Annotated in this window: 12 protein-coding genes and 1 pseudogene; 6 read left to right on the plus strand and 7 right to left on the minus strand. The window is 31.9% G+C overall.

What is annotated here, in order from left to right:
• Nucleotides 1-24: 24 nt before the first annotated feature.
• The 6 genes from CIGNP109_RS05305 to mshL all read left to right on the plus strand — a co-directional run bounded on the left by CIGNP109_RS05305 (nt 25) and on the right by mshL (nt 4934).
• Nucleotides 25-618 carry a hypothetical protein gene (locus CIGNP109_RS05305; protein WP_086228487.1) on the plus strand — a complete coding sequence of 198 codons (594 nt, stop codon included), beginning with the start codon at nt 25-27 and terminating at the stop codon, nt 616-618.
• The gene (locus CIGNP109_RS05310; RefSeq protein ID WP_141081047.1) at nt 605-994 is read left to right on the plus strand and encodes a hypothetical protein; all 390 of its coding nucleotides are present in this window, start codon (nt 605-607) and stop codon (nt 992-994) included. The genes CIGNP109_RS05305 and CIGNP109_RS05310 overlap by 14 nt, the downstream gene beginning before the upstream one ends.
• Nucleotides 995-1159: 165 nt before the next feature.
• Nucleotides 1160-2545, plus strand: coding sequence for a hypothetical protein (locus CIGNP109_RS05315; RefSeq protein WP_086228489.1), 1386 nt, complete (start codon nt 1160-1162; stop codon nt 2543-2545).
• On the plus strand, nt 2535-3107 hold the full coding sequence (locus tag CIGNP109_RS05320; RefSeq protein WP_086228490.1) for a hypothetical protein: 573 nt from the start codon (nt 2535-2537) through the stop codon (nt 3105-3107). Before CIGNP109_RS05315 ends, CIGNP109_RS05320 begins: the two co-directional genes overlap by 11 nt.
• Nucleotides 3104-3475, plus strand: a complete 372-nt coding sequence (locus CIGNP109_RS05325; protein WP_086228491.1) for a hypothetical protein — start codon at nt 3104-3106, stop codon at nt 3473-3475. Before CIGNP109_RS05320 ends, CIGNP109_RS05325 begins: the two co-directional genes overlap by 4 nt.
• Nucleotides 3456-4934, plus strand: coding sequence for a pilus (MSHA type) biogenesis protein MshL (gene mshL, locus CIGNP109_RS05330; protein ID WP_086225122.1), 1479 nt, complete (start codon nt 3456-3458; stop codon nt 4932-4934). The genes CIGNP109_RS05325 and mshL overlap by 20 nt, the downstream gene beginning before the upstream one ends.
• 82 nt (nt 4935-5016) lie before the next feature.
• On the opposite strand, the gene CIGNP109_RS05335 is transcribed toward mshL, so the two are convergent.
• From CIGNP109_RS05335 to CIGNP109_RS05365, 7 genes and pseudogenes are all read right to left on the minus strand, one after another.
• A complete protein-coding gene (locus tag CIGNP109_RS05335) occupies nt 5017-5220 on the minus strand; it encodes a DpnII family type II restriction endonuclease (RefSeq protein WP_086228492.1) in 204 nt (67 codons plus the stop codon).
• A gap of 47 nt (nt 5221-5267) precedes the next feature.
• Nucleotides 5268-5456 carry a DpnII family type II restriction endonuclease gene (locus CIGNP109_RS08860; protein ID WP_442861892.1) on the minus strand — a complete coding sequence of 63 codons (189 nt, stop codon included), beginning with the start codon at nt 5454-5456 and terminating at the stop codon, nt 5268-5270.
• 81 nt (nt 5457-5537) lie between these two features.
• Nucleotides 5538-6020, minus strand: a complete 483-nt coding sequence (locus CIGNP109_RS05345) for a DUF7004 family protein (protein WP_086228494.1) — start codon at nt 6018-6020, stop codon at nt 5538-5540.
• Between the two features lies 1 nt (nt 6021).
• Nucleotides 6022-6924, minus strand: coding sequence for a DNA adenine methylase (locus CIGNP109_RS05350; protein WP_086228495.1), 903 nt, complete (start codon nt 6922-6924; stop codon nt 6022-6024).
• A gap of 42 nt (nt 6925-6966) precedes the next feature.
• Complete coding sequence (gene dnaE, locus CIGNP109_RS05355; RefSeq protein WP_086228496.1) at nt 6967-10947, minus strand: DNA polymerase III subunit alpha; 3981 nt, start codon at nt 10945-10947, stop codon at nt 6967-6969.
• 14 nt (nt 10948-10961) lie between these two features.
• Nucleotides 10962-11630, minus strand: a pseudogene (locus tag CIGNP109_RS08865) (methyl-accepting chemotaxis protein); the annotation flags it as partial.
• Between the two features lie 573 nt (nt 11631-12203).
• Entirely contained in the window at nt 12204-12722 is a 519-nt protein-coding gene (locus CIGNP109_RS05365; RefSeq protein ID WP_086228497.1) for a PAS domain-containing protein, read from the minus strand.
• Nucleotides 12723-12835 lie beyond the last annotated feature (113 nt).

The following is a 12835-nucleotide window of genomic DNA, read 5'->3' on the forward strand; positions in this document are numbered from 1 at the left end:
AATAAACTTCTAAAAGGAGAAAATATGCAAATAAATGGCACAAATAGCTTAGATTTTTTAAGCATTAATCCAAATTCGAAAGATAGCATTGAAAGAATTAAAGAAGCTGCAAGCAAGATTGACGCAAGTGAGTTAACAAGAGGCTATCATATGCAGTTTATGCAACAAAGCTTTGAATTATCAAATGGTAATTTTAATATGCAAGTTGGCTTTATGAGTCTTAGCTTTGGGTTTAATAATCAAGATAATAGCGCAAATAATTTTACTCAAGAATTAAAAGATTTACTAAATCAAAATATAGATATTACTGGTTATAGCGGTAAGCCAATTGGCGACCTAAGCCCACAAGAGGCAAGCAACCTAATAAGCGATAGTGGATATTTTGGTATTGATAATACCGCAAATCGCATAGCTGATTTTGTTATTAATGGGGCTGGAGATGATGTAGAAAAGATGAAAAGCGGCTTAGAAGGGGTCAAAAATGGCTTCGCTCAGGCTCAAGCTATGTGGGGTCAAGCCTTGCCAGATATCTCTGAGCAAACAATGAATAAAACTCTAGATAGGATTAATCAAGCCATTATGGAGCTTAGCGGTAATGCTATTAATGTTACTGCGTAGTCTATCCTTATTTATATTACTATTCTTAGTAGCTGGATGTACAGCTGCTAAGAATCACACGGAAATTGCTAAAAACAGCTATATAAAAGGCATTGTAACTTCAATTAGTAAATTTAATAGCGGTTATGTTTATACTATTGAATCTACTGATACTAGCAATGGTAAGCTCACATCAGCTCAGGGATTTAGCTCTAAGCCTTGCAATGTCGGTGATTTGGTATATGCTAGATTAAATGGTGCTAAATTTGACTATTTTGCTGTTTTGGTTACCGGATTTGAGCGAGTGCAAGAACCGGCCATTATCAAAAAACATCACAGAACCAAGCAAAATCTCACAGTAGATAGTATTCCAGTAGTAGAGAGTATTGAATTTTAATAAATTTATATTATTTAGTGATTAAATATTCTAATAAAAATTATCTCAATTTAAATTTATTTAAAGCAAAAATAGATATAATCAAAGTATAAATTCATAATTTTATTTTTATAATATTTAAAAAATACTGAATTTAACATATTTTATATATTTTAAGGTAAAAAGTTGAAAAAGAGTAGCTTGGTCTGCGTTGATTTATATAAAAATGTAATTTATGACTACTCAAATCACTTTAATCCTAAAGTAAAATATAAAGTAAAAAATAATGAATTTAGTATTTGTTTTATACCAGCTAAAGCTTTAACAACTCTAAAATATTATACTGATGAGAAAGAGAATCTAGGTATAAAGATTATCAAATTTGCATACGATGAGCTGCTTTTAAATCCGCAAAAAGAGTATAAGATTAGCTATTTTGATGATAGTGATGGTGGTTATATGCTTTATATCATCGATATTGAATTAGCTTTGAAGGAATTAGATACTCAAGCAATTAATATCTTAAAAAATATTAATATAATTATTCCATCTCCTTTGTTAATGGGTGGATTTTATAGCTCTAATTTACTTGATAAATCTAGCATAGATTGTTTTATATTTTATGATAATGATGAGAGTTATTTATGCTTTTATCGTAATGGGCGATATGTTATGCATCATGGAATTATATGTGATACTTTGCCTAAGATAGCTAGGAATTACAAAATTGAATGCACGGCTAAGATTATAGATCAAAATAGCAATAAATTTACTGAGTTATTAAATATAACTATTCAAACTATCCAAAGTATTGCAAATATCGATAAAATCATACCAGATAGGATATATCTTAGTTCATTTATAGGAGATATTATAGGTCTTAATACTGCTTTATCTAATAAGCTTGGGCAAGAGGTTAGAGGGTTTGAGTTTTTAGATAATTTTAAAAGTCCAGCACCGCTTAATTTAATGATGGCAATATACGCTAAGGAGCTAATACATAAAGGGCAGCTGCTAAATTTTACACTATTTAACAAGCCTAAACCGCTATATAAAAGAGCTGATGGTAGGCTATTTATTAGTATTGCTGCTGGAGCGATTTTGGGATTGATTTATCCGATTTATATGCTAATATTAACTTTTAATATAGAGGCTAAATCTACAAAACTTGGAGCAAATTTGACTTTGCAAAACTCAAGCGTGAGTAGTTTAAATAGTAGTCTAATAGCACTAAATAATGAGATTAAAAGTATAACCATACAAATTCAAAATATAAAAAATAATATAAATAAAAACTTAGCTACAATCGATATTATTGCAAGTAAATTTAATAACCAAAATCTAGCTATAATTTTAGCAAATATCGCAAATTTGATGGATAAATATTCGCTTCAAGCAAGGAATATAGAATTAAAAAATAATCAAATCAACATTGCAATCATCTCACAAGATACTCAAAATATTAATAATTTTATAAACTCTTTTAGCGCTAAAACTTACATTGGCCAACTCATTAGCAATCAAAATATTTTTGAATCAAACCTTACGATAGAACAAGAAAATGGATTTTAAATCCTTGTTAGAATCACGCAGCCAAAGAGAACAACATATGATATTTATGGGTGGATTTTTGATTATGTTTTATCTACTTTATCTTAGCTGGGACTATTTTGATAGACTCTATCAAAGCGCTTTAACTAATTATGAATTACAGTTAAATAACTATATCAGTATGAATTCTCCGCAGCAAATTCAAAATCGCTTAGAGCTAGCAACAAAAAGATTGCAAGACAGTAAAATTGAACTAGAAAATTTAAAAGCTGAGAATAGCTTTATCCAATCTCACACTAAAAATCTAGTCGCAATCTTGGATAAATTTAGTTCTAGTAGTGAGATTTTAAGCTTTATTGCGGATAAGGCAAAAGAACATAATATAAAGATTTCTCAAATTACGCCAAATAATATAAAAGAAAATAGTGCTATTTTATATGATTATAATCTATCTTTTAGTTCGACTTTTACTCAAACACTAGCTTTTATAGATGAGCTTAAAGGGGGCTTTATAGATATTAAAGAGGCTAGATTTGAGCCATATAGTAGTCAAATTAGACTAAGTTTGCAGAGCGTCAAATGAGATTGCTTTGTTTATTTTTAACCATGACTACTTTGCTATTTTCTCAAGATTTAAGTACTAAATACAAATATATATTAGATTTATACAATAAAAGCCCATTAAGGGCAAATTTAAGCGATATAAACCAAGTAAAATCGCCATTTTACATCACTCAAAATGTTCAAACAGACTTTAATTCTAGCACTTTAAAATTAGAGGCTATAATAGAAAATAGAGCCAAAATCAACTCTAATTGGTATGAACTAGGTCAAAGTTGTCAAGAGATTTGCATTTTAGGGATAGAAAACCAAACTGTAATAATACTGCATAATAATAATAAAATTAGGCTTTCAATCTCAGAGGTAAATAATGATATTAAAGTTTTTTAAAATATTAAGCCTAGCTGCATTAACTATAAATCTAAATGCAAATGAGTGCAAAAATAAGAAATTAGATATGAGTCTAAGCCCAAATATAACATCATATGAAATTTTAGCTCAGCTTGCAAATATTTGCAAATTTAGCATTGCTTTAAGCGATTCAAATGCCACTAATGCATTAAAAACTCCAACAAATTTAATAAATATTTCACGCCTTAGTCTTGATGAAATTATACGCTTAGTAGCTGAGTCAAATGATCTTAGTTATGAGTTTAATGACAAAATGTTAAGTTTGTCATATATACAAACTAAAACCTTTAAAATGGATTATATTATCTCAGCTAGACAAGGTCAAGCAATTACTAAAGCTTCTGTAGATTCAGCTCCGATAGAGATTGGCGAGGATTATCAAAATAGTAGTCAAAATGATGAAAATAATCAAGATAATATAATAAAAACTACAGAAAAATTTGATTTTTGGCAAGATCTTGCTAATGAGCTAAAATTAGTATTAAATAGCCATAATGATTCATTTATTGCTCCAGCCCCAATCATTAATCCAGCAGCTGGGCTAATTCATATCACTGGTACTGCAAATCAACTACAAAGAGTACAAAACTATCTAAATTTGCTCTCAAACCGACTTAAAAAGCAGGTTTTAATCGATGTAAAAATAATCTCTGTTGAGCTAGATAATAGCTATACAAAAGGTGTTGATTGGAGTAAATTTGAGCTTGGTTTTAAAAGTTATTTAAGCGATGGTACTTCATCACGCCTAATCTTTAATAAAGGCACTACTCAAAATCCAGCCCATAGCCTAAAGAATATCTCTGGCGGATTTATCATTGGCGGAGATTTACGTCTTAGCCTTGATGGCGTATTAAATTTTTTAAATACTAATGGGAAAAGTCAAATAATCTCAAGTCCTAAAATAATGGCAATGAACAATCAACAAGCTCTAATCTCAGTAGGTGATAATATCAATTATAGAATTGCTGAAGATATTACTAATAATGATACTAGTGAGATTACTAAAACTACTTATAAACAGCACTCTGTATTTATAGGAATTTTACTAAACCTCTTACCTGAAATTAGCGATGAGAATCGCATAATGCTGCGTATAAATCCTAGCTTAAGCAGCTTTAAATATTCAGCTGATGATGCTAAGCAGACACAACCTCGTGTAATCGCTCCAGATACTATGCAAAAAAAGTTATCTACTGTGGTAGAAATTTCTAGTGGTGATAGTATAATTTTAGGTGGTTTAATCGCTAAAAGTCTAGGTAATGAGATTAATAAAGTTCCAATTTTGGGTGATATTCCTTTGCTTGGGTATCTATTTAAAAGCGACCGACAAACTAGCAAAACTAGTGAATTAATCTTTATTATCACTCCAACTATAATTAACGGCCCGATTTTACCAAATGAACTTGGATTTGATGGAGTAGAAATATTTAATAAATAGCGTTTTGTTTAATATTTTAGTGATTTTATAAATGCAAAAAAGTTAATAAGCTTAAGAATAATTTAGTGTTTTTATCGTATATTCAAACCAAAGAGTCAAGAAAACTTTTAGAAACTTCAGCTAGCATTTTATAACTTCTAGTAGTTTCGTTTAGTTTAGAGCCATTGCTTGAATAAAAGTTTGTTTCAAAAGCATAAATGCAATTATTGGTTTTAACTACATAATCAAATCTTTTAGCAACTTTACCTAGATTTGAAATTAGGTCAGATAAACCAGTTTTTCTCATAAATCTTTTTAACAATTCAATATTGTCAATATTAGTAAAGTTATATTTTAATTTTTTCCATTATCTATTACTTTGATTTCTTTTTCTTTTACAGCAATAAGTAGAGGTAAACATTTTCTTATTTTAGGGTATTTATTAAATAATAAATCAAAGTCATATTTCATATTTTTTGAACCTATTAAAGAGCTCATAATATTCAACTCAACTTTGATTTTATCTATGTTTTTTATAAACAATGCTAAAAGTCTGTGTAATATTCGTAAGTTGCTATACTATCAGTAAAATTTGCAAACCATTCATTAAAATTTCTTTTTATATTAAAAACCTCTTTTTTGACATTCTTGTAACAATATTACAGCACGTTTTCCTCTGCTAAAATTTGCAGCTTCATAGGCCGATAGATTTTCCATCATAATTTGATGAAACCCTAATCGTTTAATTTTTTTCTTTAGTATTGCATTAGCTTTTCTTTCTTCAGCCACCATTCCTAGATATATCACGGTAAACCATTTATCAACCCACAAGGAATTTTCTCCATACGAAACACTTATTTCAGTTATTAGGTTAAGTATTGCATTGTTAACAACATTAGTTGTTTTATCATATATCAAACAAAAATCATTATATATTTTACTATTACCATAAATTTTAGTTAAATCAATGAAATATTGAAAATATTCAATATCTCTGGGAGCTTTTGCAGATAAATCTTTTTCTTTTAGATACACACAATAGTCGTCAAATTTACCACGATCATAATATACTATAGAATTATCAATAAATGTTTTTAAAATATTCATTCTATTTTCTCCTTTTGTAGTTCATTATAACAATTTCAGTTATATCGCCACGCTTACTTGCTGAAGAGTTTATCATTCTTTTTGCAAAAACCCTCTCAATTTCAAAACCTTTATAAATATCATCAAAGAAATTGTCTTCTTCGTTTGTATTTTTAGGGTCAGAATTTGAAAGCATTAACAGACATTTTTTATTATCTAAAAATTTATAATTCTCTGTAAGTTTTATTTGATCATTATCATCAAATCCAGATTTATCATAACTCACAAATGAATTCTTTTCCATAAGTGGTCTATATGGTGGGTCAAAATATACAAATGTGTTATTATCTGCTTTTTCTAAGACTTGTTCATAACTACCAAAACTTATTTCAACTTTTTGTAATAGAGTAGAACACAACCTTAAATTTTCTTTATCGCAAATTAGTGGATTTTTATATTTGCCGTGTGGTACATTGAATTTTCCATCTTTATTAACCCTATAAAGTCCATTAAAACAAGTTTTGTTTAAAAATATAAAATCAGCACATTTTTCAAAGTCATAGTGTTCGTTTAAATGAATTTTATTGTATCTATCTCTAACTTTATAAAAATAATTAGTTCTATCTTCGCTTGTCAAATATTCTTTTTCTAATATATCTAATTGTTTTATTACTTCTTTAAGATCTGCCTTAATACAACGATAGCAGTTAATAAGCTCTTTGTTAATATCATTTATATATGCTTTTTCAATTTGATAATTTTGTAAAATATCAAAAAGAACAGCACCACCACCGACAAATGGCTCAATATATATTTTAATTTCTCCATTTATTAATTCTTGTGGATATAGCTCTTTAAATTTATTTAAAAGCTGCCCTTTTCCACCAGCCCATTTTAAAAATGGTTTAGATAATTTTTTGTTCATTTTAATATTCTTTCAAAATTACAACTCAATAATTTAATATATTTATCCAACTAAAAGCGTATTTAGCTCACTTTCGAAATCATCAGTTACGCTAAATTCAGTTACAAACTGCATAATTTGCGTTTTATTCTCATCTAAAACCCTTAAAATCAAGCTCTTTTTGGTTCCGATTATGGAGTTGTGTCTGTGTGCGAGTTGGTAAATTTGATTGATTTTATTTTTGTTTAAAGCGCTTAATTTTAGCTCAATTTCTAATTTTCCAACGATATTTGAGCTAGGTTTTTCGGTAGTGGCTTCTATATTTGCGGCTCGTTTTTTAGGTGCGTTTCTAAGGGTTATATCGCCATTTTTTGCCTCGTCTATATCGATGATTTGATTGACTATCATTTTTGAGTTTGTGTCTCTTGGTGGTGTGACTTTGAGCGCGTATAATCTATCTGTGTTGATTATCTCGCTAGCTTGAGTACAAGCCACATCAAAGGCAAACATATCGGCATTTGAGCTTTTGTCAGTTACGCTTAATACCGCCATTTTATTGCCTGATTTTGTGTCTTTGATGCTGATATCATTTAGTTTAGCGATGATGAGATGTTCGCCGTTTTTAGCACTTTTTAAGATATCTAGGATTGTAGAGTGCTTGATGGCGTCGAAATACTCTTTATTCTCTTCTATCTCTTCGGCGGTGATTTTGTTGGATTTTAGTGTGATTTTGGTATTTTCAGCCTCTTCAAGAGTGTAAATTTCATTTACTTTTAGTTTGACTTGTTGGTCGTCTCTATTAAAAAGCATCTTAAATACAAGCGGTTTATTTAGCTCATCTTTTGGCATTGATTCTATCTTTTGTATGTGAGAAAATACCGTAGCTTCCATACTTCCATACATATCAAGGATGGTTATGATACCCATTTTATTGCCAGATTTTGTCAGCTTGATTGAAATATCTTCTATCTTGCCTATTACGATAATCTCATTGCCATCTTCGATAGTGTCAAACTGCGTTGAATTCGTATGTGAAATGGCTTCAATGCTACTTTTAAACTCATCTAATGGATGCCCGCTGATATATACACCTAGATACTCTTGTTCGAAGCTTAAAAGCTCTCTTTGAGTGAATTCATCTGGGGCTAAGCTTAGATTAAGCACCATTTTACTCATACTCTCATCATCGCCAAATAGCGAGAATTGCGCCTCTTTTTTGATATCGGAGCTCTTTTTGGATTGGTCTGTGAGATACTCAATATTTTGCATCAAAGTTTTTCTAGTGTAGCCAAATTCATCCAAGGCACCTGATTTTATGAGTGATTCATAAACTCGCTTATTTACTGCGGTACAATCGCTCTTAGATACTAGATCTTCTAAGCTATTTAGGCCATCTTTTCTGATATTTGTGATATCTTCAATCGCAGATCCACCAACGCCTTTGATAGCGCCCAGTCCATAGATGATAGCATCCTTACCATCCTTGCTAATAACGCTAAATTCACTACTACTTTTAGTAACACTAGGTGGGAGTAGCTCTATATCTAAACGGCGGATCTCTTCTATATATTTGGTGACTTTATCGGCGTTATTCTCTTCACTACTTAAAAGAGCAGCCATAAATTCAGCCGGATAATATGTCTTTAAATATGCTGTTTGAAAGGTGATAAGAGCGTAAGCTGCGGAGTGGGATTTGTTAAATCCATATTCGGCAAATTTCATAATCAGCTCAAAGAGCGCATCAGCCTTATCTCTATCAAAGCCATTTTGAGAAGCGCCATCTAGATACTGAGTTTTGAGCCTTAGCATCTCATCTTCTTTTTTCTTACTCATTGCTCTACGGACTAAATCTGCTCCACCAAGGCTAAATCCACCCACAGTTTGGACTACTTGCATGACTTGTTCTTGATAGACTATAACTCCATAAGTCGGCTCCAATATCGGTCGCAAGGCATCAAAAGCGTATTCTACACTCTTTTTACCGTGTTTAATATCTATGAAGTCATCCACCATACCTGAATTTAGCGGCCCTGGGCGATAGAGTGCGATCATAGCGATTATATCTTCGAAGCAATCTGGCCTAAGCTTAGCGGCCAATTTTTGCATTCCGCTAGATTCTATCTGAAAAATTCCAAGAGTGTTGCCGCTTTGTATAGTTTGATAGGTTTTAGGGTCGTTAAAATCGATCTTTTCCCATAAAATATCTTGATTAAATCTAGCTTTAATAAGCTTAATCGCATCATCAATCACAGTTAGCGTTTTAAGCCCTAAAAAGTCAAATTTAATAAGATCTACATCTTCAAGATAATCCTTAGTATATTGCGTGACATAGTGGCCATCTTCGGCGTTGCTTTGTCGCCATAGTGGTGCCTTTTTCCATAGTTCTTCATTGCTGATTACTATACCAGCAGCGTGCATACCGGGATTTCTATTTAAGCCTTCAAGCTCGCAAGCATATTGCCACACGCTTCTAGCTAGCTCATTACTCTCTATCAATTCAGCGATTTTTGGCTCTTTTTCAAAGGCTCCAGGCTCAAATTCACCATTTTTATTTGTGTAGCCTTTTAAGCTATGCTCATCAGGAATTAGCTTTGCCATCGCATCAGCATCAGCGTATGGCATACCCATAACCCTAGCGACATCTCTTATAACGCCTTTGGCTAAGAGCTTACTAAATGTAGCTACTTGAGCGACATTATACTGGCCATACTTTTCAATCACATAATCAATAACTTCGCCTCTGCGATTTTGACAAAAATCCACATCAATATCAGGCATACTTATACGCTCAGGATTTAAAAACCTCTCAAATAGCAAGTTATATGGGATCGGATCAAGGTCAGTTATACGAAGGGCGTAAGCTACCAAGCTTCCAGCGGCCGAGCCACGCCCAGGGCCTACTGGGATACCACGCTTTTTGGCTTCGTTTATAAAATCAGCCACGATAAGCATGTAGCCTGGGAATTTCATATTTTTAATGGTGTTTATCTCTAAGTCTAGCCTATCTTTGTAAATTTGATGTTTGCTAGGATCGATAAACTCTAAACGCTTTTTAAGCCCCTCTTTACACTCATATTCAAACAAAAGGCTATCATTATCCAAATCATACTCTAAATCTGGGTTTGGCAAGGCTAGATCCCTTGCTTTGGCATATTCTTGAGTGAATTTGAAATTTGGCGGAGTGGCGTTGCCTAATTTAATCTCTAAATTACACTTATTTACTATCTCTTGGGTATTAGATATCACTTCTGGGATATCAGCGAAAATCTCGCTCATCTGCTCTGGGGATTTAGCATAAAATTCACTTAAAACCTGCTCTTTGACACTCTCATCAAAATTTTTATTGGCTGAGATATAGACAAAGATTTTTTGTGCTATGGCGTTATCTTTGCTGGTATAGTGAGCGTCATTTGTGGCGATTAATTTAATACCAGTCTCTTTAGATAATCTGATAATATCGCTATCGATTCGCTGCTGGTCAAATATCCCATGACGCATAATCTCAAGATAAAAATCATCGCCAAATATATCTTTATATTCTAGTGCTGCGGCCTTAGCTGCTTCATATCCGCCTGCACCCCTTTTGATATTTCTCTCACTTAAATTTAGATGAAAATTCACCTCTCCAGCCAAACAAGCCGAGCTACAAACTAGCCCCTCACTATGCTCTCTTAATAGCTTTTTATTGATTCTTGGATAGTAGTAATAGCCCTTGATATAGCTCATTGAGCTAAGATACATTAAATTTTGATATCCTATCTCATTTTTGGCAAATAAGCATAGATGAAATCTATATCTACTCTCTTTAGAGCTTATATCATCACTATTATGAATGTAGGCCTCAAGACCTATAATTGGCTTTATCCCCTCAGCTCTCATCCCTTTATAAAACTCAATTGCTCCAAACATATTTCCATGATCAGTAATAGCACAAGATTTTATATTCATCTCTTTTAGTCTTTTAGCTAAAGTTTTAATCTTATTAGCTCCATCTAAAAGCGAATACTCAGTATGTAAATGCAGATGGGTAAAATCTAAACTCATATATAAATCCTAAATTAATTTTTATTTGATACTACGCTATCTATGCTTTTAAAGATAAAACTACTATTTTGTTCTATGGTATTAAATTTATCAACAAGTTTATCTATATCTTGTCTATTTTCATCTCTTAAAACTTTAATTATCAACTCTAAAGCCTCTTTGATTTTAGCAGTTTGTTCTGGGCTGAATTTAGCAAAATTACTCTCACAATCATGCAATAACTCATCTATATGCGCTTTTTGCTCTGGAGTAAATTTTAGCTCATTTAATGCGTTATTATAAGCTGTGGTTTTGGCTAAAATAAGATCAATTTTGGTTAAAATTCCAATAGTTTTATTTTGCGTTAATTCTGAGACTTTAGCTGTAGTAGCTGCGTCAGTACTAAAATTTTCTAAAGCCTCTTTTAATTTATCTGTGTTATCTAAAGCGGTTTGGGCCACTTGATTTATCATATCAGTTGAGCGGTTTAATTCATCGGCGTCTTGACTTAGCATTGTTACGGTACTTTCAATATCAGCAGTAGCCCTAGTTGTATTTTCTGCTAATTTTCTAACTTCATCAGCAACAACTGCAAATCCTCTACCATGCTCACCGGCACGAGCTGCTTCAATGGCGGCATTTAGAGCAAGAAGATTAGTTTGGTCAGCTATATCTTTAATTAAATTTACTACACTACTAATATCGGTTGCTCTTTGATATATATTTTGAGTAGTTTGGTTAGTATTTGATGTTATTATATGAAAATTTGAACTTAGCTCTTCGACTTTGCTTATGCTCTGGGCGGCAATAGCGGCAGTTTGCTGACTAGAATTTACTACCTTAGCTAAATCACTTACACTTGCGATTAGATCTCTTTGAACGCTATCCATTCCATTTGTGCCATTGCCAAGTTCGGTAAATTTTTGGCTTAAAATTCCTCTGATTTTTCCTTTTTGCCCCTCTAAAACACCGGTTACGCCTTCGCTTAGAGATTCTGCGTTATTTCTAAAAATTCCTTTAAATCCCTCAACATAGATATTTCGATACTCTTTGCCACTTCTGGCTGCTAAAATGCTACTTTGAGTCTCTCTTTGCAAGGCTTCTACTTGATCTAAAAGGTCATTGATATACTTAGCTATCGTTACTAATCTAGAATCATTATCAATATTTGTAATCCTAGCTTCTAATTTGCCTTTTGATGCGCCACATACTACTGCTACTATCTCATTATAAACAATATCATCAAATTTACTTTTTTTGCTAAATATACCCATTTACTATCCTTTTGTTCTTTGTAGTTCATTGACAAAGCGGTCGTATGTAGTGTTGTGTGTAGCTAATAAATCGGCTATATATTTTTGGCTAGCTTCGATTCCGCTGAATTTTTCTAATTCTAACATTTTTTGGTATATTGGGATGATTTTCTCCACGGCTTGTGGATTGGCTTTGCGTCGCACTGAGTAGTAGCCTATGATATTGCCACTTTCATCAAGAGAGCTTGTAACATTGGCAAATACCCAGTAATATCCACCATCAAAGGTTATATTTTTAACAAAAGCAAATATCTCTTGTTTATTTTTTATCCTATCCCAAAGTAGCTTAAATACATACTTTGGCATATCGGGATGGCGAACTATATTGTGATTTTTGCCTATGAGATCTGAATTTTTGGCATTTACGATATTTAAAAAATAGCTATTAGCATAAGTAATGTAGCCTTTTAAATCTGTCTTTGTAGTAATGAAAGCTTCATCGCCAATCTCTTTTTGCTGATTATTTAGTAGATTAGTACTCATTTTGCTCTCCCGCAATTTTCTAAACTACAAATTTTATAAAAAAATATATTAAATTCTAATATATTTAGTGTAAAATAGTGCTTTTTAGTTTTAGATTATATCATATTGCCGTC

It is taken from the genome of Campylobacter sp. P0109, from assembly GCF_002138755.1.
GTDB lineage: Bacteria > Campylobacterota > Campylobacteria > Campylobacterales > Campylobacteraceae > Campylobacter > Campylobacter devanensis.